This window comes from Parabacteroides sp. AF19-14 (assembly GCF_003635485.1).
GTDB classification, from domain to species: Bacteria; Bacteroidota; Bacteroidia; order Bacteroidales; family Tannerellaceae; genus Parabacteroides; species Parabacteroides distasonis.
Genome location: NZ_QTMJ01000026.1, coordinates 39,627 through 63,873, shown reverse-complemented (window position 1 = coordinate 63,873; position 24,247 = coordinate 39,627). Strand labels below are relative to the sequence as shown.

General features: G+C 41.7%; 24 protein-coding genes, 2 tRNA genes and 1 pseudogene. 25 read left to right on the top strand and 2 right to left on the bottom strand.

The features are described from left to right. Nucleotides 1-39: 39 nt before the first annotated feature. The 20 genes and pseudogenes from DWX33_RS19500 to DWX33_RS19405 all read left to right on the top strand — a co-directional run bounded on the left by DWX33_RS19500 (nucleotide 40) and on the right by DWX33_RS19405 (nucleotide 19,005). Nucleotides 40-1,203 (top strand): glycoside hydrolase family 99-like domain-containing protein, encoded by a 1,164-nt coding sequence (locus tag DWX33_RS19500; protein ID WP_122380914.1) that lies wholly within the window; start codon nucleotides 40-42, stop codon nucleotides 1,201-1,203. Between the two features lie 12 nt (nucleotides 1,204-1,215). After that, nucleotides 1,216-2,202 (top strand): sugar-transfer associated ATP-grasp domain-containing protein, encoded by a 987-nt coding sequence (locus DWX33_RS19495; protein ID WP_122380913.1) that lies wholly within the window; start codon nucleotides 1,216-1,218, stop codon nucleotides 2,200-2,202. Between the two features lie 3 nt (nucleotides 2,203-2,205). Continuing rightward, nucleotides 2,206-3,354: a glycosyltransferase gene (locus tag DWX33_RS19490; protein WP_122380912.1), complete on the top strand. Its 1,149-nt coding sequence runs from the start codon at nucleotides 2,206-2,208 to the stop codon at nucleotides 3,352-3,354. Then, on the top strand, nucleotides 3,351-3,980 hold the full coding sequence (locus DWX33_RS19485) for an acetyltransferase (RefSeq protein ID WP_122380911.1): 630 nt from the start codon (nucleotides 3,351-3,353) through the stop codon (nucleotides 3,978-3,980). Before DWX33_RS19490 ends, DWX33_RS19485 begins: the two co-directional genes overlap by 4 nt. Nucleotides 3,981-3,998: 18 nt before the next feature. Continuing rightward, nucleotides 3,999-4,229, top strand: a complete 231-nt coding sequence (locus DWX33_RS19480) for an acyl carrier protein (protein WP_122380910.1) — start codon at nucleotides 3,999-4,001, stop codon at nucleotides 4,227-4,229. Further along, entirely contained in the window at nucleotides 4,229-4,978 is a 750-nt protein-coding gene (locus tag DWX33_RS19475) for an SDR family NAD(P)-dependent oxidoreductase (RefSeq protein WP_122380909.1), read from the top strand. Before DWX33_RS19480 ends, DWX33_RS19475 begins: the two co-directional genes overlap by 1 nt. Nucleotides 4,979-4,983: 5 nt before the next feature. Next, nucleotides 4,984-5,742 carry an SDR family NAD(P)-dependent oxidoreductase gene (locus DWX33_RS19470; protein WP_122380908.1) on the top strand — a complete coding sequence of 253 codons (759 nt, stop codon included), beginning with the start codon at nucleotides 4,984-4,986 and terminating at the stop codon, nucleotides 5,740-5,742. Nucleotides 5,743-5,756: 14 nt separating this feature from the next. Further along, nucleotides 5,757-7,154, top strand: a complete 1,398-nt coding sequence (locus DWX33_RS19465) for an AMP-binding protein (RefSeq protein ID WP_122380907.1) — start codon at nucleotides 5,757-5,759, stop codon at nucleotides 7,152-7,154. 12 nt (nucleotides 7,155-7,166) lie between these two features. Then, nucleotides 7,167-7,406 (top strand): acyl carrier protein, encoded by a 240-nt coding sequence (locus tag DWX33_RS19460; RefSeq protein ID WP_122380906.1) that lies wholly within the window; start codon nucleotides 7,167-7,169, stop codon nucleotides 7,404-7,406. A gap of 11 nt (nucleotides 7,407-7,417) precedes the next feature. Then, nucleotides 7,418-8,476, top strand: coding sequence for a 3-oxoacyl-ACP synthase III family protein (locus tag DWX33_RS19455; protein WP_122380905.1), 1,059 nt, complete (start codon nucleotides 7,418-7,420; stop codon nucleotides 8,474-8,476). A gap of 14 nt (nucleotides 8,477-8,490) precedes the next feature. Further along, a complete protein-coding gene (locus DWX33_RS19450; protein WP_122380904.1) occupies nucleotides 8,491-9,000 on the top strand; it encodes an acyltransferase in 510 nt (169 codons plus the stop codon). A 166-nt stretch (nucleotides 9,001-9,166) separates the two neighbouring features. Continuing rightward, nucleotides 9,167-9,430 (top strand): hypothetical protein, encoded by a 264-nt coding sequence (locus DWX33_RS22950; RefSeq protein ID WP_233570211.1) that lies wholly within the window; start codon nucleotides 9,167-9,169, stop codon nucleotides 9,428-9,430. Between the two features lie 28 nt (nucleotides 9,431-9,458). Further along, nucleotides 9,459-9,746: pseudogene (locus DWX33_RS19440) on the top strand (transposase); the annotation flags it as partial. Between the two features lie 87 nt (nucleotides 9,747-9,833). Then, complete coding sequence (locus DWX33_RS19435; RefSeq protein ID WP_122380903.1) at nucleotides 9,834-10,409, top strand: sugar transferase; 576 nt, start codon at nucleotides 9,834-9,836, stop codon at nucleotides 10,407-10,409. Continuing rightward, a complete protein-coding gene (locus DWX33_RS19430) occupies nucleotides 10,406-11,401 on the top strand; it encodes a formyltransferase family protein (protein ID WP_122380902.1) in 996 nt (331 codons plus the stop codon). Before DWX33_RS19435 ends, DWX33_RS19430 begins: the two co-directional genes overlap by 4 nt. Beyond that, nucleotides 11,391-12,071, top strand: coding sequence for a PIG-L deacetylase family protein (locus DWX33_RS19425; RefSeq protein WP_009275880.1), 681 nt, complete (start codon nucleotides 11,391-11,393; stop codon nucleotides 12,069-12,071). The genes DWX33_RS19430 and DWX33_RS19425 overlap by 11 nt, the downstream gene beginning before the upstream one ends. Before the next feature lie 13 nt (nucleotides 12,072-12,084). Then, the gene (locus tag DWX33_RS19420; RefSeq protein WP_122380901.1) at nucleotides 12,085-13,332 is read left to right on the top strand and encodes a DegT/DnrJ/EryC1/StrS aminotransferase family protein; all 1,248 of its coding nucleotides are present in this window, start codon (nucleotides 12,085-12,087) and stop codon (nucleotides 13,330-13,332) included. Between the two features lie 52 nt (nucleotides 13,333-13,384). Then, nucleotides 13,385-13,783 (top strand): polysaccharide biosynthesis protein, encoded by a 399-nt coding sequence (locus tag DWX33_RS19415; protein ID WP_370450844.1) that lies wholly within the window; start codon nucleotides 13,385-13,387, stop codon nucleotides 13,781-13,783. Between the two features lie 195 nt (nucleotides 13,784-13,978). After that, nucleotides 13,979-15,691 carry an SWIM zinc finger domain-containing protein gene (locus tag DWX33_RS19410; RefSeq protein WP_147425519.1) on the top strand — a complete coding sequence of 571 codons (1,713 nt, stop codon included), beginning with the start codon at nucleotides 13,979-13,981 and terminating at the stop codon, nucleotides 15,689-15,691. A 20-nt stretch (nucleotides 15,692-15,711) separates the two neighbouring features. Further along, the gene (locus DWX33_RS19405) at nucleotides 15,712-19,005 is read left to right on the top strand and encodes an AsmA-like C-terminal region-containing protein (protein WP_122380898.1); all 3,294 of its coding nucleotides are present in this window, start codon (nucleotides 15,712-15,714) and stop codon (nucleotides 19,003-19,005) included. On the opposite strand, the gene rfbB is transcribed toward DWX33_RS19405, so the two are convergent. After that, complete coding sequence (gene rfbB / locus DWX33_RS19400) at nucleotides 18,997-20,136, bottom strand: dTDP-glucose 4,6-dehydratase (RefSeq protein ID WP_122380897.1); 1,140 nt, start codon at nucleotides 20,134-20,136, stop codon at nucleotides 18,997-18,999. The genes DWX33_RS19405 and rfbB overlap by 9 nt on opposite strands. A gap of 13 nt (nucleotides 20,137-20,149) precedes the next feature. Continuing rightward, the gene (gene rfbC, locus DWX33_RS19395; RefSeq protein ID WP_036618026.1) at nucleotides 20,150-20,707 is read right to left on the bottom strand and encodes a dTDP-4-dehydrorhamnose 3,5-epimerase; all 558 of its coding nucleotides are present in this window, start codon (nucleotides 20,705-20,707) and stop codon (nucleotides 20,150-20,152) included. A 165-nt stretch (nucleotides 20,708-20,872) separates the two neighbouring features. Between rfbC and DWX33_RS19390 the strand changes: the two genes are divergently transcribed. From DWX33_RS19390 to guaA, 5 genes are all read left to right on the top strand, one after another. Next, a tRNA-Cys gene (locus DWX33_RS19390) sits at nucleotides 20,873-20,944 on the top strand. 38 nt (nucleotides 20,945-20,982) lie between these two features. Further along, nucleotides 20,983-21,054: transfer RNA gene (locus DWX33_RS19385), tRNA-Cys, on the top strand. Nucleotides 21,055-21,522: 468 nt separating this feature from the next. After that, a complete protein-coding gene (locus DWX33_RS19375) occupies nucleotides 21,523-21,888 on the top strand; it encodes a type II toxin-antitoxin system RelE/ParE family toxin (protein ID WP_122380896.1) in 366 nt (121 codons plus the stop codon). Beyond that, nucleotides 21,885-22,196: a helix-turn-helix domain-containing protein gene (locus DWX33_RS19370; RefSeq protein ID WP_122380895.1), complete on the top strand. Its 312-nt coding sequence runs from the start codon at nucleotides 21,885-21,887 to the stop codon at nucleotides 22,194-22,196. The genes DWX33_RS19375 and DWX33_RS19370 overlap by 4 nt, the downstream gene beginning before the upstream one ends. Before the next feature lie 516 nt (nucleotides 22,197-22,712). Next, nucleotides 22,713-24,233: a glutamine-hydrolyzing GMP synthase gene (gene guaA, locus DWX33_RS19360; protein ID WP_005865010.1), complete on the top strand. Its 1,521-nt coding sequence runs from the start codon at nucleotides 22,713-22,715 to the stop codon at nucleotides 24,231-24,233. The last annotated feature ends 14 nt before the right edge of the window (nucleotides 24,234-24,247 follow it).

Below are 24,247 nucleotides of genomic sequence, written 5' to 3'. Positions count from 1 at the left end.
AATAGTATGCCCTAATTAGAGCGTTTAAAGTGTAAATTTATGGAATATCAAAAAAGAAAAGCTCGTGTTATAGCATTCTATCTTCCTCAGTTTCATCCTATACCTGAAAATGATAAATGGTGGGGTAAAGGATTCACGGAGTGGACGAATGTTGGAAAAGCGAAACCTTTATTTAAAGGACATTATCAACCACGTGTTCCTGCTGATCTAGGATATTATGACTTGCGTATGCCTGAAGTTAGGGAAGCACAGGCTAAAATGGCTCGTGATGCAGGTATTGAGGGATTTTGCTATTGGCATTATTGGTTTGGTAATGGGAAAAAGCTATTGGAGCGTCCATTCCAAGAAGTTTTATCTAGCGGTAAACCTGATTTCCCTTTTTGTCTTGGCTGGGCGAACCATAGTTGGACTAATAAGTCTTGGGAGGCGGGAACAAAGCGTATCAAAGAGTCTACTTTGGTTGAGATGGTTTATAATAAAGAAGAATATGTCAAGCATTTCTATGAGGTATTGCCAGCTTTTAAAGATATGCGTTATATTCAAGTAGAGGGTAAACCTTTATTCTTGGTTTTTAGACCGCTGGAAATTCCCAATCCTCATGAGTTTATAGATATTTGGCAGACATTGGCTCAAGAAAATGGCCTGAAAGGAATTTATTTTGTCGGTATTGCTTATAATATGCTTCCACAGGAACAGACTTTAGAAAATATTATATTGAAAAATATACAGGATAATTCGGCTTTGCATTATCAAGCAGTACTTGATGCTGGATTTGATGCTGTTAATTCAAGGGGGTATAATCGAGCTGATTATTATTCTAGAACGCTGATAGATGTTTTATGGCGCGGCATTTTTTTACGTTTATTTAAGCGTGCTCCGGTTTCTCGTTGCGATCAACGGGTAATAAATGAATATCTCTATGTCAAAGAGGATAGGTGGGAAAACGTATTCCCTACTTTAATGTCGAATTGGGATAGAACCCCACGAAGTGGTTCTAAAGCAAGAGTTTATACAGGAAGTACGCCAGAGGTATTTCGAGAGCAATTGCGAAAAGTCTTGGATTTATTATCGAAAAAAAATAGTGAGCATAAGATCGCTTTTTTAATGTCTTGGAATGAATGGGCAGAAGGTAATTATGTGGAACCAGACCTGAAATATGGACATGGTTATTTAGATGTGTTGCGAGAAATGATTGTAAAATGAGTGAATAAAATCATGAATCTAAAAAGATTGTGTGGACGATTTCGTGAAATGAGAACTGTTTATGTTGGAACAGATGTCTCTTTCTTTGGTAAGTTCTTTTATGTATTAGATTATATTGTGGCTTTTATAGTACATGGCGCCTCTATCAGTGATTATTTTGCTTATGGTTTTTATAAATTGCGTTATAATGGACGAAAAGAATATATAACTTATAGGCGTTATCATATAATTCAAGATAAATGTAATCTGTCGTCAGATAGGTGTTTGTGTCGTGATAAAAATAAATTTAATGAGCTATTTAAGGATTTTCTTGGGCGAGATTGGATTGATGTGAATAATACAACGGAAGAGCGGTTTATTTCATTCTGTAATCAGTATCCTGTTGTTTTCATCAAAGAAATTAACGGATATAGAGGAATAGGGACTCGTAAGATAGAAACTAAAAAGCAGGATGTAAGGAAAATATATATAAATTTGATTTCTGATAAAAGAGCTCATTATATTGTGGAAGAACAGATTTCTCAGATTCAAGATTTAGCAGAGTTTCATCCTTGGTCAATAAATACAATACGTATTGTTACCTTATATGATACTGTTAAAGATACGGTACACATAATGAGTGCTCGGTTAAGAATAGGAAATAAAAAAAATAGTGTGGATAATTTTCATTTTTATGGTATTGGAGCTAATATAAATATTGAAACAGGTTTAATAGATAGTGTGGGATATGATGCATATAATAAGACATACTTAGTTCATCCGATAACAAAAAAGCAAATAATAGGTTTCCAAATGCCATATTGGAACGAATGTAAAGATTTTGCTGTTAATGTGGCAAAAAGAATACCAACGGTACGTTATATAGGTTGGGATATTGTGATGCAGGAAAATGGACATTTTGTATTAATAGAAGGTAATGATAATGCTGATCATGATTTTCAACAATTACATTACATGGGATTATGGAAACAATATAAGTCTGTTTTAAAATATATGTAAATTATGTATATACTGATGATATCTCGTGGGGTTCCCTCTGCTAAAGATCCACAGTGGGGATGTTTTGAACAAGATCAGGCAGAGGCATTGCAGAGGAATGGGCATAAAGTTGTCGTAGTAAGTGTGGATAGTCGTTTTCGTTGGCATTTGAGGAAGATAGGAATAACACATAGGCAAAAGAATGGAATAAATTACTATAATTCATTTTGGCTCCCGGGTAAAGTTGTATTTCGTTTGTGTGGAATGAAGATTGGCTTGTTGTTGCGTAAGATGCAATTAGATAGAATGTATAAAAGAATTGTTCGTAAATACGGAAAACCAGATGTTATATATGGGCAGTTCTTTTTTAATACATATTTAGGTGTGTTTTTAAAGAATAAGTATCAGATTCCATTGGTTGGTATAGAACATGCGGCTCGATTTAATCATGACAAATTGGATTCATATACTTGGACATTAGCTTCATATGCTTATAATTATGCAGATGCAGTGATAGCTGTGTCTGAAACATTAAAGGATAGGTTACAATATCATTTTAAGAGAAAAGCTTATGTGGTTCACAATTTGGTATCTTCTACTTTTGAGAATATTAACATGAAGACTGTTGATTATCAAAATTTTCAGTTTGTAGCTACGGGTAGTCTTATCTATCGTAAAGGATTTGATTTGTTGATTGACGCCTTTGCTGCATCAGGCTTAGCAGCAAAAAATATAAAAATTGTAATAATAGGCGATGGTGAGGAAAGGAATAATCTTCAAAATCAAATATCAAGTCTTCAATTGGATAATAATATTGTTTTAGTAGGTAAAAAAACAAAGCCGGAAATTGTTGAAATTTTATGTGAAAGTCATGCCTTTATATTACCATCGCGAGGAGAAAATTTCTCAGTAGCAGTTTTGGAAGCATTATCAATAGGCTTGCCTGTTATAGCTACACTATGTGGAGGTATTAGAGAATGTATTAATGAAAAGAATGGTATTTTAGTTCCAGTTGATGATTCTAGAGCCTTGTGTGATGCATTGAAAAAAATGTACTATAATTATTCTCAATATGAAACAGATTACATTGTGACAGATTATCAGACACGTTTCTCTTCATCTGCTATAGCCAAACAATTAACCGATATTTTTGAATCAGTCATATCTAAATGAAAAATCTTATAATCATTGCCGTCGGAGGCATGGGACGTACTTTATATGACATGTCTCGTGAGAGTATGGGATATGGTGATGAGTTTGTCATTAAGGGCTTTATCGATGACAACCTCCAAGCGTTGGACGGTTTTGCTAACTATCCTCCTGTTTTAGATAAAATAAGCACTTATATTCCACAGGAAAATGATGTATTTGTATGTTCCATAGGTGGAGCGGTTCGTAAGAAGTGTATGGAGGAGCTTATAAATAGGGGGGCTCAATTTATTAATCTAATTCATCGCACGGCACGTATTGGAACCAATGTACAACTAGGTGTAGGAAATATAGTTGGTGCGTACACCTGTATTGGTGCGGATGCTAAGATTGGTAGTTATAATCTGATACAATCCTATACGGTAATAGGGCATGATGTGCGGATGGGGGATTGGAATCGGATAGATACTCATGTTACCTGTGTGGGAGGAACTGTAATAGGGAATGAAGCGGATATTTATACTTCTTCCGTGTTAAATCATGGAGTTGTAGTAGAAGATAGAGCGCATGTGGGTGCGTGTAGCTTTGTTATAAGACGTGTAAAAGAAGGGACAACCGTAATAGGGAATCCTGCTAAGAAATTAATGTGAAAGTTAAATATATTAATTATGGAAATAAAAGATTTCATTAAGAATTTTGCGGAGCAGTTTGATGATATCGCAATTGAGAGTATTCATGTAGATACTAAATTCCGGGAATTGGAAGAATGGTCATCTTTAGTTGCGTTGTCTGTTATTGCGATGGTTGATGAAATTTATGGTGTCACAATCAATGGGGAGGACATGCGTAATGCACAAACTGTAGGTGATCTATTCGAAAGCGTACAAAACAAGAAATAATGTATAATCCTTTTTCTTTAGAAGGTAAGACGATACTTGTGACGGGTGCTTCTTCCGGTATTGGTAGGGCAACGGCTATAGAGTGTGCTCGATTGGGGGCCACTCTTATACTGACAGGTCGGAACGTGCAGAATTTGCATGAAACACTTCAGGTTCTGGAAGGAGGAAAGGGACATCGGGTCATTGCCGCTGATTTATCTAACGAGGACGAATGCGGTGAATTGGTTGCTTCATTGCCTATATTGGATGGCTTTGTCTGTAATGCCGGTATAGGGAAGATGATTCCTGTACAGTTCTATTCGTCTGATGTATTGGAGGAAGTGTTTGGAGTCAATGTATTTGCGCCCATGCTTCTCATAAAGTTATTGGTACGAAAGAAAAAGATGAAGAATCCATCTTCGGTAGTTTTTACGGCTTCTATTTCCGCTTATGGAAATGTGGCTCCTGCCAATGGGATTTATGGGGCTTCAAAGAGCGCATTGAGTACTTATATGAAGTATGCGGCTTTGGAATTGGCCGGTAAAGGTATTCGTTGCAATGCCGTGCATCCCGGAAGGATTCAGACGCCATTGATTGAAAATAGACTTTTGACAGCGGAAGATGTTGCGAAGGATGTCGATGCGTATCCGTTAAAGCGCTATGGAAAGCCGGAAGAGGTGGCGCATGCTATCATCTATTTATTGTCGGATGCTTCATCATGGATTACAGGTACCAATTTGGTGATTGATGGTGGTCGTAGTTTGAAATAATTGAGATGGAAAGATTTTTAGAAAATAAAGTATGTATCATTACCGGTGCTGCACAGGGCATCGGAAAATCGATAGCCGATCGTTTTGCCGGTGATGGTGCTATAGTATATGCTTGTGACCGACAGGAAGGGAGCATGGATGTATGGGCGGAGCAATGTGCGGCTGCGCAAGGAACTCGTGTGATTCCGTTGTATTTTGATGTGACGGATGCCGCTGCTGTCAAGTCTGCTTTTATGTCGATATTCAAACGAGAAGGTCGTATTGATGTACTGGTTAATAACGCTGGTGTGGTGTTTAATAAGAAAATCGGCATGATTGTTCGACCGGAAACAGAACTGATGTTCCGGGTAAATGTGATCGCGGTCATAGAAATGGTGCAGTTGGTATCTCGTTTGATGGCTCGCAACGGAGGTGGATCGATTGTGAATATCGCATCTGTTACGGCAGTATTGGGGTCTCCCGGTCAGTCTGCCTACTCGGCTACCAAAGGGGCTATTATGTCGTTTACCAAATCAGCCGCTAAGGAATTGGCTCCTCTTGGCATCAGAGTCAATGCTGTAGCACCGGGTATCGTGAAAACGGAACGATTCTCTGAATTGTATGAGGAGAGTGGAGAGAAAATAGATACACGTATTCAGAAAATAGCGTTAGGACGTTTGGGTACACCGGAAGATGTGGCGAACGCTTGTGCTTTTCTTGCCTCTGACAGGGCTTCCTATATTTCCGGTCAGATATTGGGCGTGGATGGTTGCGCTTCCATTTAGAATAAAATAATCAGATGATATTGGGTTTGAATGAGCGACCGCAGGATGCGGTTGCCGCAATAGATGCTTCGGGGGCTGTCTTGAGGTATGGGGAATTGTTATCCTTTTCAGAGAGGATCGGCTCTTTGCTTCCGGCACGTTCCTTATTGTTTTTGTTGGCAGAGAATAATGTGGGGGGAATCGCATGGAGTATAGGGTGTATCCATTCGGGTAATGTGCCTTTGATATTGAACGCTCATATCGAGGAGGGGCTTTATCGTAATTTATTTGAAATATATCGTCCCTCTTATGTGTGTCTGCCTACAAGTATGGCGGTCGCATCGCAGTATGAGAAGGTGTGTGAGTACTATGGCTATACATTGTTGTATACAGGTATGGAGCCTTGTGTACTACATGCTGATTTGTCTCACATGTTGCCTACCTCCGGCTCTACGGGAAGTCCTAAGTTAGTACGCCATAAGTATGAGAATATAGAGGCGGCGGCTTTGAATATATCGACTTTCTTTGGACTTACCTCTAATGACAGACCCTTGCTGGTGTTGCCCCTATATTATACGATGGGATTGTCTGTCGTGTTCAGTCACTTGTATGTGGGTGCCACTGTATTGATAACCAATCAGAGCATGACAGACAAGGCTTTTTGGAACTTTATGAAGGAACAACGGGCTACCAGTTTTACAGGGGTGCCTTATAGTTTTGAGATATTGAACTTAATGCGTTTTTTCCGGATGGATTTGCCGGATCTGACCTTACTTACTCAAGGTGGTGGTAAAATGTCTCGTCAGTTGAATTTGAAGTTCGCTGAATATTGTCGTGACAATGGAAAACGTTGGATCGCGACTTATGGACAATCGGAGGGGACTGCTCGTATGGCTTATTTACCTGCGGAATGGGCCATTGAGAAAGTCGGTAGTATAGGCCGGGCTGTTCCTAATGCGGAGTTGTCGTTGATAGATCGTGAGGGAAATCGTATAGAGGGGGCCAATACCGAAGGTGAGATGTGTTATTGCGGTAAAAATGTGACGATGGGATATGCCCGTAGTCGGGAAGACCTGTCGCTGGGTGATGAACGCAATGGTTTTATGCGTACCGGTGATTTGGCTTATCGGGATGAGGATGGCTGTTACTACATAGTGGGGCGCATGGGGCGTTTCTTGAAACTGTTCGGTATGCGCATCGGATTGGATGAGTGCGAGCAGATAATCAAAGGAAAATATCCGATAGAATGTGCTTGCGTAGGTACGGACGAGAAGATGACCGTTTACTTGACTAATGAGCAATATGCGACGGCGGTAAAAGAGGTGTTGGTGGAAAAGACCAAATTGGTGGCCTCTGCCTTTGAGATCAAAGTGATTGATGAAATTCCCAAGAATGAGGCCGGAAAGATATTGTATAGTAAGTTAAATTCATAAAAGTAAATAGTAATGACAAATATAGAGAAGTATAATAATGCTTTTGTAGAAGTGTTTGGTGTAGAAATCACAGTGTTGAATGATGGCTTTTCAAAAGACAGCGTGGATGCGTGGGATTCTGTTCATCAATTGAATATAATCGCTTTATTGGAAGAGTCTTTGGATATTATGTTTGACCCGGAAGATATCATGGAATTTACCTCATACGGTAAAGGACGTGAGATCTTGAAGAAGTACGATGTTGAGCTTTAACGGTTGGACTTATGGCAAGGTGGGAAATTAAGAATGTTGGCATGAAAGGAGTGGCTATGGCTGTTCCTAAGAATGTGGTAACAACTTCCGAATTAGGACTTCTTTCTCAAGAGGAAGCGGATGTGTTCGACAATACGGTTGGTATAAAACGTAGGCATATAGCCCCGGATACCATGTGCGCTTCGGATATGTGTCAGGCTGCCGCTGAAAAACTACTTGTAGAGTTAGGATGGGAGAAAGATAGTATCGATGTATTGTTGTTCGAGTCTGTTACAGGCGATTATCGTACTCCCCCGACCTCTTGTGTGTTACAGGATAGGCTTGGCTTGTCGGAAAATTGTTTCTGTATGGACATACCCATGGGATGCTGTGGTTGTATGTATGCCATAACGGTTGCCGGTAATTTGTTGACGGCGGGTAATGTGAAGCGTGCGTTACTACTTATAGGGGATACGGCCTTGCGAATGGGTTCCATGAAAGACAAAAGCCGTGTACCTTTATTTGGAGATTGCGGTACGGCGATCGCATTGGAATATGATGAGACCGCTAATGATATTGTAGTAGACTTCCATACATACGGAAAGGGATATGAGGCTCTGATGACCCCTCATGGTGGTTTTCGCCATCCGGCTACTCCTGCCTCTTTTGAATATGAGGATTTTGGTAATGGCATTGTGCGTGCGCCTATTCATACGTTGATAAACGGTATGAATGTATTCTCGTTCGCCATATCCCGTCCTCCTAAATCCGTTGAGGCTTTCTTAGCGGATTATAATATCAATCGTGAAACAGATATAGATTATTTCTTGATTCATCAGGCGAACAAGATGATCGTGGATCGTATCGTGAAGAAATTGAAGTTACCTAAAGAGAAAGTGCCTTACAATTTGGAAGAGTATGGGAACTTAGGAGGTGCTTCGATACCGTCATTGATGGTAACAAGGATCGCAGATCAACTTAGGACCAAAGAAACGAGGCTGTTAATGTCTTCATTTGGACTGGGATTGAGTTGGGGGACCATGTGGATGAAGACAAAACCGATGTGTATTTTATTAATAACTATATTTTAAAGAAAAAGTGACTTATGGTAAAAGAAAGTAATCCTTTTCGTGTTTTTTTCTCTTCAGAAGATGATCCGAAAAGAACTTTAAAGCAAAAAATAAAAGTTTTTTTATTTCTGAGTGTGAATAAAATGAACGCATTTTATCTTCGAAAAATTAGAGGATGTGATGTTGGAATTATGTGTAACATAAATAGAAAAGCTAAGATAGATGGAGTTAATCCTAAAGGTGTTCATATTGGTGATTATGTTCGAATATCACAGAATGCTTTAATATTGGCTCACGATGGTTATAGAAATGGTGCGTATTTAGATACTTATATTGGAGATCATGTAAATATTGGATGGGGGGCTGTTATTAATCCAGGATTAAAGATTGGTAATCATGTCATTGTTGGGGCAAATGCAGTTGTTACAAAAGATGTTTCTGATGGATGTATCGTGGCTGGTAATCCAGCTAAGGTTATAAAAATCAACATAAAATTACATAATAAGGGGTATATGATTTGCCGGGGTGAAAGGCCTAATTCATAAATATAGCAGTTTATTTATTCTGTTGAAAATACGTTATTTGTGTAAGCACTCAATTTAGGGCTCTATGGTATATTTTGTAGATTCGCAGCGAACAATAAATTTATAGATTATGTATAGTAGCGAAGATTTAGAGAGGTTTTACTTCCAGTACTAGACAGAGTCACTACTGAGCGGAGAGTCTGTTCAGTCCTTTTGTAAACGGAATAAGGTTCCATACAATATTTTTCAAAAGTGGTACAAGGATACACGTAATAAGATAGTGGAGGTTCATGTAGATGGCATTCCGGATGTTGCCCCATCTGGTAATACAGAGGTTTCCTCTAAAAGTTCCATAACAAATGAAGACAAGAAATGGTCGGATGTTCGTATATGGATTGAGGTTTGCATGAGTAACGGCCTGCATCTGTTTCAACACCGATATGCGCTGTAAACACAGTCGTGTGTTGTCAATCATACGTGAACAGTTCTTTGCTTACTTGGATGATGGTGAATTACCGATAGACAACAATCTGGCTGAGCGAACCATTCGAAAGCTGATTACTCAACGTAATAATTCACTTCACAATGGTAGTGATGTCAGTGTTGAGATGGCTGTAACTTATCACAGTGTGATTGGAACGGCAAAGCTTCATGGTAGTTCTATCTGGAACTTCATCGGAACTTTTTTCAAAAATATCTTTAATGGGTGCAGGGATTATGTTAATATGGTTCTTGACAAAATCACATTGACTACCAGCCAATGTTAAAATCAAAACTAATTTATTAACAATTTTAAAGGGGGATGCCCTAAATTGAGTGTTTACTGTCCTAAATCGTTATATTTTTTATATGTTATGTATTTGAAATTTAAGCGTTTATTTGACTTTTTAATTTCCTTTGCTATCTTGTTGCTTTTATTTCCTCTTTTTATCATAGTTGCTGTTTTGATAAAGTTGGATTCGAAAGGCCCTATTTTTTATTTGCAAAGTAGAGTTGGTGAAAATGGGCGTGTTTTTAGGATTTATAAATTGCGTACGATGACAAATAAGGAGAGAGATCCTAATGTGAAACAAACGTATTTGCAAGATCCGGATGTTACAAGAATAGGGGGACTCTTGAGGCGTTTTAAGATTGACGAGTTGCCTCAAATATGGAATGTGTTTATCGGTGATATGTCTTTAGTTGGCCCTCGCCCTGCGTTACCGAGTTTATATGAGAAATTTGGAGAAATTGCAAAGAAACGATGTGAAGTTAGGCCGGGAATGACAGGTTGGGCGCAAGTTAATGGTAATATCTATCTTCCTTGGGAAGAGCGTTTATGCTTGGATCGTGAGTATGTTGACCGTATGTCGTTTATGTTGGATTTGAGGATTCTTGTCAAGACCGTGGCGATTGTTTTGTTTGGAGAAGAAAAATATATTAAGAAATGAGGGTTGGATTGATTGGTAGTGTTGGCAGTAGTTTGCTGACGTTACAAAAGTTGGTGGAATATTCATTTAATGTTGTTGGAGTTTGGGGGTATGAACCTCACTCGACTTTAAATGTAAGTGGTTATTGTTCGATGCGTAGATTTGCGGAAGATAATCATCTTTCTTATTATCCTTTCATAAAAATAAATTCGAACGATATCAAGGAGCAAATTAGGAACGCTTCGGTTGATATTCTTTTTGTGGTTGGTGTCTCTCAGTTGGTTGATGAAGATATTATAAGATTACCTCGATTGGCTTGTGTAGGATTTCATCCAACGAAGTTGCCAAAAGGACGGGGTCGGGCTCCTATGGCTTGGCTGATATTGGACAAGGGAGAAGGTGCGGCAACTTTTTTTAAAATAGACACAAATGCTGATGAAGGGGATATTTTTGTGCAGGAACCTTTTTCTATAAGGGAAGATGATGATGTTACTTCTATTGGTGTTAAGTTGAAAGAGTCTATGGTTCGGGCTTTGGATCGTTGGCTTCCTTCTTTGTTTTCTGTCGGATTAAAAGGGATTCCTCAAGATGGGAAGGCGGCTACTTTCTATGCTAGGCGGGCTCCTTTGGATGGTTGTATAGATTGGTCGAATACGGCAAAAGATATTGATCGTTTGATAAAGGCTAGTACATCGCCTCATCCCGGGGCTTTCTCTTTTTATGGTAATAATAAGGTTCTGGTATGGAAATCTAATTATTATGCTTCTGGATATGCGAAAGGTGTTATTGGCCGTGTCGTAAATTTCAACAATGATAATCCTGTTGTTCAAACAGCTGATGGTTATGTTGAATTGGTGAAATATAACATGGTTGATTATTTGGATAGACCTGTCGATGAGCATTTGGTTGTAGGTTCTAGATTAGGCTATTATGATCAATATGAGATTTTCCGTTTGCGGAATGAGATAGAAATGATAAAGCAAGATTTAACGTTGTTGAAAAATGAAAAATAATGTTTTGTTTATCGCACCTCATGCGGATGATGAAATATTGGGCTGTGGGGCAACTATTTATAAGATGATACAAGAAGGTCATAATGTGTATGTGCTGATTATGACAAATGCCAGTAAATCTGATCCAAATATTTTTTCCGAAAAAGGTATTCAGCGTGTTAGAACAGAGGCACTGGAGGCTCATCGTTTACTAGGTGTAAAACAGACCTTTTTCTTTGATTTTCCGGCTCCTGCATTAGATCAATATCCAGGTTATATCATGTCTCGTGAAGTTTCAAAATGTATATCCGAAAATCAAATAGATACTGTGTTTATTCCCCATAGAGGAGATATTCATAAAGATCATCGGATGGTCTTTGACAGTGTATTAGTCGCTTGTCGTCCTGTTGGAGATTATACGGTTAAGCGAGTTTATACCTATGAAACGTTATCTGAAACTGAATGGGCTGCTCCTTATGCGGATGATGCTTTTATTCCCACGGTATTCATTCCTTGTAGTCAAGATGGAATGAAAATGAAATTGAGAGCGATGGAGTGTTATCAATCTCAACTAAGGCGGTTCCCTAGTTCTCGTTCTTTAGAGGCTTTGGAAGCTTTGGCGAAATATAGAGGTGCTACAATTAGCGTAGAAAGAGCTGAGGCTTTTATGCTGATCCGAAGTATTTTCTAAAATCACAATAATAATGAATAAACGAATTTATCTTTGCCTTGCTCACATGAGCGGCAAAGAACAAATGTATATCAAAGAAGCCTTTGATACGAACTGGGTCGTGCCTCTGGGTCCGAACGTGAATGGATTTGAGAAAGATCTGGAGGAATTCGTGGGTGAAGGTAAACATGTGGTAGCTCTGTCTGCCGGTACTGCCGCAGTGCATTTGGCGTTGCTTGCCTGTGGCGTGAAGCCGGCGGATGAGGTGCTGGTACAGAGCTTTACCTTCTGTGCTTCCTCGCATCCGATCACTTATTTGGGGGCTACGCCTGTATTCGTGGATTCGGAGGTGGATACTTGGAATATGGATCCTGTGTTGTTGGAAGAGGCGATTCAAGATCGTATCGGGAAGACGGGAAAAACACCGAAAGCGATTGTTCCGGTGGCCTTATATGGGATGCCTTATAAGGTGGATGAGATTATGGCTGTCGCTGATCGGTATGGGATTCCGGTCATTGAGGATGCGGCGGAGGGTTTTGGCTCTCGCTATGATGGACGTATGTTGGGTACGTTTGGAAAATATGGGGTGCTGTCGTTCAATGGGAATAAGATGATTACGACTAGTGGTGGTGGTGCGTTGATTTGTCCGGATGAAGAGGCTAAGCGGGAGATCATGTTCTACGCTACGCAGGCTCGGGAGGCTTATCCGTATTACCAGCATGAGCGGATCGGGTATAATTACCGGATATCGAATATTTGTGCGGGTATCGGGCGTGGTCAGATGACGGTGGCTGACGCTCATGTGGCTCATCATAAGCATACGTGTGATTTATACCGGGAACTGTTGAAGGATGTGAAAGGGATCACCTTGCATGAGAATCCTTCCGGTCGTTTTGATAGTAATTATTGGTTGAATACGATTGTCTTGGATCCTTTATTGAGGGTGAAAGGGCAGGAGAATGCTTATCAAGCAATGGTACAAGGTGCTGTTGGTGGTGCGGGCGGTGTGACTCATGCGGCGGTTAACGCACATACGGATTGCGAGCCGAATGCCAATGTCGAGGCGATGCGTGTGGGACTTGACGCGATGGGTATAGAATCTCGCCCTTTGTGGAAGCCGATGCATAAGCAACCTGTCTATAAGGATTGCCCGGCTTATGTGAATGGGGTGAGCGAATCTTTGTTTAAGGTTGGGTTGTGCTTGCCTTCCGGCCCCTATGTGACGGATGAGGATGTGGCTTATATTGTGGATTGTATAAAGAAGAATATTTGTTACAATTGAGAGCAAATGTACTCTAATATTTTTATCGGAAAAGTTAGTGTTAAGATGATAAATGATTATTTTTATTTTCAGTAAAATAATCATTATGGATATACCTCGTAACTATCATCTGGAAGACAAAGTTGAGTACATCATTGCTTTGGTAAATGAAGAGCGTATGATCCGTCTGAGCGGGGTGAAGGGAATCGAGATCGGGTTCACGGGATTGCGAGACGGAGAGAAATTGTATGAGGAGGTACTCAACGAGGAGGAGACCTTCAAGCCTACTTTTCATCCGAAGATCAAGATCGCCCAAGTCCGTGCGTATGATTATGCGGACGCCAATCTGCGGATTGATGCCTTGGTACATGCTTGTGCCGTGGAGGGGGATATGCAGATCGTGAAGCGGATGAAGGAGATTGTTCCCGAGTTCAAGAGCCAGCATTCTAAATACGAGGTCCTGGATGAATAGAGCGAAATAAAAAGTAAATTATTTGAAATGAATGGATGAGCCCGCCTTTCTTTCTTCCCAATGTAGGGAGGCAAGAGAGGCGGGTTTGCTTTTGAGGAGGTTGGGGTATTAATCAAGTTTTGGAAAGTCTATAATGATAGTTTGATTATTTTACATACATTTGTAAGACACAACGTAGATAATATTGCTATGAATATGGATTTATCACTGAGTAATTTTGAGCAGCAAATAGATGGAACGATCCTAAAACGAGGATTCGATTATTTCAAAAAAGGATATGTTACCGAAGTGGAAGACTTGGGCGGTGGAGATTATGAGGCTACCGTGGAAGGATCGGAAATCTATGCGGTTCATTTGCATATAAAGGGGGATAAGGTCATGGAATATGATTGTGACTGTCCGTACGATTGGGGAGTCGTATGTAAGCATGTAGTTGCCGTGTTATTTTATTTGCAAAAAGATTTATTGGATCTGGATAATCTGACAAAGGTAAAGGCCTCTCCCCGGAAAAAGAAAGAGTCGGAAACACTGCAGATGGAACAAATACTTAAGCAATTGACTCATGATGAATTAAGGGCATTCGTACGTGATATGTGTGCTACGGATAAAGGTTTCCGGCATTTGTTCGTGGCGAAGCATATGCCAAATTTGTATCCGGAATCGAAAGAGTTATACGTGAAACAATTGGAAAAACTGGTGAAAACGTATACCGGAAGGCATGGATTTGTTGAATATCGGGAAGCTGGGCAACTGGGTAGTGAAGTGTTAGGGATCATTGATGATGCGTTAGCCGGATTAGAGAAGGGGAAAAAGAGGAAAGCCCTTTATGTGGCGGAAGCTGTTACTGAGGTAATGAGGGAGGTTCTTGATTGTTCCGACGATAGTAACGGGACGATCGGCGGTTGTATCGCTGGTGGATTTGAATTACTGGAGACACTTGTGGAGTCTGATTTGGATGAAGCCTTGCATGATGAATTGTTTGATTGGCTGATGGTGGGGTTTGAGAAAGGATTTTTGAAAGGCTGGGATTGGCATTTCGATTTGATTGATATAGCTATCCGTATGATGAAAACCGAGCCTGAGATAGAACGTATCAAGATGAACCTCTCTCTAGTCAGGCCGACTGGGGATTCGTGGGATTGGGAGTACAGGCAATCCCAAAACTTGATGTTGGAGCTTATTAGAAAGACGGAAGATGAAAAGGCTTGTCTTGGTTTTATGGAAAGTCATCTGGAAAATTCCGATTTTAGAAAAGAGTTGATCGAAAAAGCATTGGCTGGAAAAGAGTACGAGAAGGCGGAAAAGCTGGCAGCTGAAGGTGTCCGGAAAGACGAGAAGGAACTTCCCGGCTTGGCAGATGACTGGCGTAACTATTTATTGAGTCTTTATATGGAAACCAATGACGTGGCACGTATGATCTCGCTTGCTCGGTATTTTTTTGTGACACGATCAGGACGTTACCATCCCCAGAAATATTATTATGATTTGCTGAAATCGCTTACACCTCAAGATCAGTGGCCGTCGTATGTAGATGGGCTTGTGAGCGAAATGAGCAATAAATCGAGATATGGCATCGATTATGCGGGAATTTCGCAGCTGTATGTGTGGGAATCTAGGTGGGCAGATTTCTTTAAATTGCTTCAAGAGAATGCCACGCTAGATCGTGTCGTCGAGGCTGAACAGTATTTGGCTGATTCTTATCCGATGGAGTTGGCCGCGATGTATAGGGATCTGATACTGGGTTATATGGAGCGACAGATGGGACGGGAGCATTATCAGTCGGCTTGCAGATATATACGCCGGATGATAAAATTAGGTGCCCGTCTGATGGCAGTGGGACTGATCGAGCGATTGAGAAAGCTTTATCCTGCCCGAAGGGCTATGCTTGAGGAATTGGCGAAGATATAAAAGGGTAATAAAATTCGAAGATGATGAAGTGGAAGAAAATATTATTGGTTGTTGTGTCTGTGTTGGTCGGGATCTTTTTCATACTTCCCTTGATCGGGGTTGGTATACTGAAATGGGCGGTCTTACCTCCGGAGAAGCTGACACCGCTGGTCGTAGAAAAAACAAACGAATTCATAGAGGCGCACTTGGAATGTGATCGGGTGGAGTTGACTTATTTCGAGACGTATCCTTATCTGGGAGTGAAGTTGACAAATGGGCGTTTGATCTCACATCAGGCTGAGGATTCTATAGAACATCAGGAGGATTTGATGATTCCTTCGGATTCCTTGTTGTCTTTCAAAAAAGCGATCGTCGTATTTAACCCTACGGATTATCTGTTTAGCGGGAAAGTGACGATTCCTCGGGTTATCATGGATAGTATCCGTTTTTATGGTTATGTGAATGAGGAGGGAAAGGCGAATTGGGAGATTTATCAAAGTGAGATGGATTCGGTAGATGAATCATCGTCATCTCCATTGCCTAAAATAGATTTGCAGCAAGTGCATATTACGAATGGGCATTTTGTCTATGATGACCGGCAGCAGGATTTATATACGGCGATCGATGGTTTCTTTTTACATATAGACGGCCTTTTGACCCAACGAGGAAATAAGTTGGATGTGGAGACCGGTTCTTCCTCGATCGTATTCCGTAGCCCGTCTTATTCTTTGGCGAATAAGTTAGCGTTACGCTTCAAGGGACGTTTGTTGTTGGCTGACGGACTTCGCCGGATTGGGTTGAGGGACGCGGAGTTGCTGGTGAATAACCTGCCTTTTACGGCGGATGGCTTTATGGTGCCGGCTACCGAGGATAATCCGTCACGGATCGATATGACTTTCGGGTTGAAGGTTTCCGATATGAATGATCTCTTACATTTTATTCCGGATGAATATTTTAAGGATCGGGATAAAACACTTGCTGAGGGACGTATTATTTTGGAAGGGGATATCCGTGGAGAATTAGGGGATAGTATCGTTCCGACCGTGAACTTATGCTGCAAGATAGAGGATGGTTCTTATCATGTAAAAGGTATTGAACAGGGGATCGATACCTTGCGCATGGACGTGGATTTACATTTGAATGGCGCTTACCCGGATTCTTCGTATGTCTCTTTGGAGGAGCTGACATTGATCGGGTTGAATACCTCGCTGACCATGAGTGGCGAGGTTAGGGATATCTGGAGGAATCCCGCGATTCGGGCGGAGATGAAAGGGCAGGTCGATTTTACCCGTTTGGCTAAAGAGTTCTTGAATCCCGACACACTGCTGCTGGAGGGTACCGTGATGGCTGATTTATCTACGGTGTTTAAGGTGGATGATATCGTGAATAGCCGCTTCGCCAAGGTCAAATCATCCGGCAATTTGACGGTTGATCGCTTCAAGGCGTTTAGTAAGCCGTTAGGCGTGGATATGTATATCGCTGGGGCGAATCTGTTTGTAGGATCTACGGAAAATGAAAGTAAATATCTGAATGCGAAAGGATTGTTGAGCGCTAATCTATCGGTGGATACCTTGAATATAAAGTATAAGGATGAGATCAGTACGAATATCGGTGGATTGAAGATGGTAGCCAATACGACGCCGGTTATTGATACAACGGCTGTTATCCCTATGACTGCAGGGTTGGAATTTGATCATTTGCGCACCAAGTTGCCGGATTCTACCTGGATGGTGGCCGGTAAGACCGTGTTGAAAGGGGGCATCAAGGCTTCTTCTACAGATAAGCGGATCCCTATGGCGGGAGCTACGATCTCGGTGGACACCTTAAAATATATTCTTATCCCTTTACGGACGGGTATGGTTCTGACGGAGAGCCAGTTCTCTTTGGAAGCATTACCTTATCGGCAAGCGATTCGTCAACAACGTGAACGCCGTATCGCCGCCGGTGATACCTTGCGCAGGCGCACGCAGACCACCCGAAGGGCGAATAGACAGCGGTCGCAAGTGGATTCGGTCGCTTCCTCAAACAGTGTCTTACGCCAATGGGAGGCTCGGGGACAAGTGAGGTTTAAGCAATTGAGGGGCTTTAGCCGCTTATTCCCCATTCCGATGTATATTGATGAGACAAGCGTGAAATTCAATACTAACAATATGACGTTGAGTGGTGCCCGCCTGCATTTAGGAAAGAGCGATCTTACTTTGAGCGGAGAGCTTAGCGGCATCCGGCGGGCCATGCTACGGGGAGGAAAGCTGAAAGCGAATTTCGAGTTGGAATCCGATCTGATCGATTGTAACCAGTTGATGCTAGCTATAGGTAAAGGTTTGCAGTTTTCTGATCAATTGGCATCCAACTCGGTTAGGGCCTTCTCGGAAGACAGTATCTCCGTACTGGAGACGGATCATCTATTAGCGAATACCGTGGATAGTGTCGCTACGGATTCGATCTCTCAACTATTTGTCGTTCCGAAATTCTTGGATCTGACGCTTCATACAAATGCTAAAAAAATAGATTTTAAGGATCTGAAGTTGGAGGATGTGAAAGGTGAGGTTGTAATCCGGGATCAAAGTATCAATCTGAGCGATTTATGTATGAGCTCGAATATCGGTTCCGGAGATCTGACGATGGTTTATACGACCAAAACAGATCAAGAGGCGACTATGGGATTTGAGTTGTCCTTAAATGATATTTTAGTGGAACGGTTAATCAGTTTATTCCCGGACATCGACACATTGGTCCCTATGCTTCGTTCGTTCGAAGGCATGGTAGATTGCCAGATGACGGCGACTTGCAAGGCGGATTCTACGATGTCTGTGTTGCTGCCGTCTGTAAATGCCTCTTGCTACCTGAGCGGAAAGAATATGGTGCTGCTGGATGGTGAGACATTTACCGAGATATCGAAGACGCTGATGTTCAAGAATAAAAAACGGAATATGATTGATAGTATAGCGGTAGATTTAGCGATCCATGATAACAAGATCGAGGTATTCCCATTCTTGGTGGAGATGGACCGGTATAAAGTAGCCGTAGGAGGAACGCATAATTTGGATATGACGTTCGATTACCACCTCTCGGTTTTAAAATCGCCGGTACCGTTTAAGCTGGGTATCGATATAAAAGGGAATTTGGATGATTTCAAGTTCAAGATAGTGAAATGTAAATATAAAGATTTCTTGAAACCTGCCAAGCAAGCGGAACTGGATAGTACCCGCAGGAATGTGCGTGAGGAGATACGCGAGACGATCCGGAAACAAATAAGAGAGGCCGCTCCCGAATTAGGAAACAGCCTCTCTGAGATTCATCCACATACACACGGTCACGTTGAGGAATCAACGTGATCCATACATTTGCTCGTAATATTTCATGTAATCTCCACCGGTGATATCCTCTACCCATTTTTGGTTCTCAAGATACCAACGGATGGTTTTTACGATACCGACCTCGAAGCAGGTCTCTGGTGTCCAGCCTAATTCGTTGGTGATCTTCGTCGGGTCGATGGCGTATCGTTGATCATGGCCCAGACGGTCTTTCACGAATGTAATCAAGCTGTCGTTGATCCAGTCGATAGAGATTTCTCCATCGGCACCGATCTCTTTTTTCTTTAATACTTGGCGATATTCCGGTTGTTCGGTCATTAGTTGATGGATCGTCCGGATCGTGAGTTTTACGATCTCGATGTTCTGCTTCTCGTTATGACCGCCTACGTTGTAAACCTCTCCCACACGTCCGTGGTGGATTACGGCGTCGATCGCCTTGCAGTGATCCTCTACATATAACCAGTCGCGTACGTTTGTGCCGTCACCATATACAGGTAGGGATTTACCTTCCAATATGTTCTTTATAATTAAAGGAATCAATTTTTCCGGGAAATGGTAAGGTCCGTAGTTGTTGGAACAACGGGTAATAGATACCGGCATCTTATACGTCTCGTGGTAAGCCTTTACGAATAAGTCCGCGCTTGTCTTGGAGGCGCTGTACGGGCTTCGGGGATCTAAAGGCGTGGTCTCGTGGAAATACCCTTCGGCACCTAGGCTTCCATAGACCTCATCGGTAGAGACTTGATGGAAACGTACACCTTCACGCCATACCGGATAACCTGTCTCGGCCTTACCGGTAACCCATGCTTTTCGTGCGGCGTCCAATAGGTTTTGTGTACCGAGGATGTTGGTTTGCAGGAATAGCTGGGGATTTTCGATGCTTCGGTCTACATGACTTTCAGCGGCGAAGTTCACGACATAATTGAAGTTGTATTTCTCGAATAGCTGGTCGGCCAAGGCACGATCGCAAATATCGCCTTTCACGAACTCGCAACGTACTCCATCGATATCCTCGGCGATGGTGCCTAAATTACCTGCGTAAGTCAGCAAGTCTAGGACAACGATCTTGATATCGTCATATTTCGCCAGCATGTGTTTGATGAAATTGGCACCGATAAAACCGGCGGCGCCGGTAACTAGGTAAGTTTTCATATCTGTACAGTGTTTAGTATTTGAAATTAAGCTCAGCGTCTTTCAGCGATGGAGCCTTGGTGTCTTTCTCGGATAGGTTGATCGATTCCGGATCTGTGATGCTCCAATCTACATGGACCGTGGGATCGTCATAGCGGATTCCCCGTTCATGCGTTGGAGTATATGGATTATCTACTTTATAGGTAAAGATAGCCTCGTCACTTAATACATGGAATCCGTGGGCGAATCCCTGTGGAATAAATAACTGGCGTTTATTCTCGTCCGATAACTCTACAGCTACATATTTGCCGAATGTGGGCGAGCCTTCACGTACATCTACGGCTACATCCAATACCCGTCCTTTGATCACCCTGACTAATTTAGATTGAGAATAGGGCGCTAGCTGATAGTGTAATCCTCGTAATACGCCTTTAGAGGAGCAAGATTCGTTGTCTTGCACGAACTGGATTTTTCCGATATGCTCCTCGAATTCCGCTTGCTTAAAAGCTTCCATAAAGTATCCGCGCGCATCTTTCAATACCTTTGGCTCAATGATCCATACGCCCGGTATTACAGTTTCTGTATAAGTCATTTTTTCGTTATTTATCTATTTGATAGGCAAAGGTAAGCTCATTTTCTCTACTTCTATAATATTCGGAGGGAAAAATAAAAAAGAAAGGAAAAGTTTGGTAATTCCAATATTATTATCTTTCTTTGCACTCGCAAAACGAAAGTAGTTGTTTTGTATTGAAATTATGGTTCCTTGGATGAGTGGCTTAGTCAGCGGTCTGCAAAACCGTGTACGGCGGTTCGAATCCGCCAGGAACCTCTTGGTAATTGAAAATTACTTTTATTTTTGATTGATTCGGTTCCTTGGATGAGTGGCTTAGTCAGTGGTCTGCAAAACCATGTACGGCGGTTCGAATCCGCCAGGAACCTCATAGGAAAGCCTCGAAGTTGTTTGTAATGAACGCTTCGAGGCTTTTTTTGTTTTGTCCGTCCGTAACTCTCGCCGGGTTATCGGGGGGTAGCCGTAAATTGTTCATTTGGAGAATTTCGTACCTAAGGCTTACCGAGTTGCATAAAATATTATGATAAGTTAGATTAAAGGGACAAACTCCTTTATATCTGAATCCGAGTGTTATTAATTACACCGATGTTATGGAAAATATTTGTGGACTTTATTATTCAAACAGCATAAATGGGTATTCTACCTATTATTACGGCATCCAAAAAATGGAAGTACAGGAAGAACTTCAAAAGCTCACAGCCTTTTGGGATAAGTATAATATTCCTATCCTTGATTTCTAAAGGGTAAGTATAAGAACCTGAAGCGATTTGTGTTAAATGCTTTAAAGAGTCTATGTTATATTTGCTTAATTGTATCTGATTAGTTACATTTGCATCATGAAAGCAACAGATAAAAAGGATAATGATATACGTGAACTGTATTTCTCAGATGAGTTTGCAGAGTTCTACGGTATGTTGCAAGATAAAGTAAAAGCTAAGTTTGAACATACTATGGATATTATCAAAACAGAGTATGTACTTAGTACGAAGTTCGTGAAACATTTGGAGCATACGGACTTGTATGAAATGAGGGTTTCTGTTAATACGAATGAATATAGAACGATTCTTTTTGCTGTTGATAATGAGAACATCATTCTTTCAAAGAAGATACTACTCTTGAATGGTTTTCTGAAGAAATCCACAAAAGACTATAGTAAGCAAATAAAGATCGCAGAACGGATATTAAAAGACTTTGAGTTATGAGAAAGTTAGATGAACATAAGTTAGCTAAGTTGCATACAGCGGGTGAGTTACTGGACAATAAATATGGAGAGGTGGGTACTGACTCTCGTACTGCTTTCCATGAGAAGTCAATAGCGTGGTATTATGGCGAGATATTGCGTGACCGCCGGAAAGAACTAAGGATAACCCAGCAAGAGTTAGCCGAAAAGGTTGGCACAGCAAGAAGTTATATTGCTCGTGTGGAAAAAGGAGAGACAGATATACAGATTTCGAGTTTCTTTCGTATTGCTCGTGCTTTGGGTATTGAGTTTACTCCTACATTTTTATGACTATTAATAAACGATTTAAACAGAATATTTGTTTTACAATTGTTTTATAGTAGCGGAATTGCAAGTGTTCTAATTGACTGGAAATAAAGAGATTAACTTGGTAGTTTAAAATCCGCCAGGAACCTCGGAGGAAAGCCTCGAAGTTGTTTGTAATGAACGCTTCGAGGCTTTTTTTGTTTTGTCCGTCCGGAACCCTCGTCGGGTTATCGGACGGTTCGCTGTTTTCTCGGCTTCCCTTGGCCGGATCCTTAGGGGGATTTGTGGTTTTCCTCTTGAGGTATTCATCTTCTAATAGCTGTTGCATGATCGTCCACCATCCGTTGCATGATCATGTAACAGTTGGTGGACGATCGTGCAACGGATGGTGGATAATGAATGTCTCAGGAGGAAAGGCGTAATAGGACAAGGGAAGATCTTTTAAAAGTATCGTGATAAGGAAGAATATTTGCCCAGTGTGTTTATGCTTCCCGAATTTATTACTACCTTTGCGCCACTCAATTAAATAATCATAATTGCATGCACGAGAAACTTATTATTCTTGATTTCGGCTCGCAAACAACCCAGCTTATCGGCCGTAGGGTCAGAGAGTTGAATATGTATTGTGAGATCGTTCCTTATAACAAATTCCCGCATGACGCTACCGACGTGAAAGGTGTGATCCTTTCCGGAAGTCCTTATTCCGTATACGATGAGAATGCCTTTAAGGCGGACTTGACCGAGATACGGGGAAAATATCCTGTCTTAGGTATTTGTTATGGAGCGCAGTTTCTAGCTTATACATCCGGAGGTAATGTGGAACCGGCTAATTCACGTGAGTATGGACGTGCTAATTTGTCGCACATTGATGGTGAGGATGAATTACTGAAAGGGATCCATGTGGGTTCACAGATATGGATGTCTCATGGGGATACGATTACCGTATTGCCGGATAAATTCAAGGTGATCGCCAGCACAGACGACGTGAGGGCTGCCGCTTACCATGTGGAAGGTGAGCAAACGTGGGGCGTTCAGTTTCATCCGGAAGTATTCCATTCGACAGACGGTACGAAGTTGCTGGATAACTTCTTGAATATTTGCGGATGCGCCAAGGATTGGACACCGGCTTCCTTTATCGAATCTACCGTAGCTGAGTTGAAGGAGCAATTGGGAGATGACAAGGTGATCTTGGCTCTTTCCGGCGGTGTGGATTCATCTGTTACGGCCGTATTGCTGAATAAGGCGATCGGTAAGAACTTGACTTGCATTTTCGTGGATCATGGTTTGCTGCGCAAGAATGAGTTCGAGAACGTAATGAGGGATTATGAGCATTTAGGATTGAACGTGATCGGCGTAAACGCGAAAGATAAGTTCTATAAAGAACTAGCGGGCGTTACGGAACCGGAGAAGAAACGTAAGATCATCGGCAAAGGATTTATCGATGTCTTCGATGAGGAGGCGCATAAGCTGAAAGATATCAAGTGGCTGGGGCAAGGTACGATTTATCCGGATGTGATCGAGTCGCTGTCTATCACAGGTACGGTTATCAAGAGCCATCATAATGTGGGCGGACTTCCGGATACGATGAACTTGAAACTCGTCGAGCCGCTTCGTCTTCTTTTCAAGGATGAGGTTCGCCGTGTCGGTATGGAGTTGGGTATGCAACCGCATTTGATCAAGCGCCATCCGTTCCCGGGACCGGGATTGGGTATCCGTATCTTGGGTGATATCACGCCGGAAAAGGTACGTATCCTGCAAGACGCTGACGATATCTATATGTCATTGATGCGTGAGTGGGGACTTTACGATAAGATTTGGCAAGCTGGGGTAATCTTACTTCCGATTCAATCCGTAGGTGTAATGGGCGATGAGCGTACCTATGAGAATACGGTAGCTTTACGTGCGGTCACTTCTACAGACGCTATGACCGCCGATTGGGCGCAGCTTCCGTACGAGTTCCTCGCCAAAGTTTCCAACGAGATTATCAATAAGGTGAAAGGCGTAAATAGAGTCGTGTACGACATCAGCTCGAAGCCGCCTGCAACCATCGAGTGGGAGTGACATTTGTCTTAGGT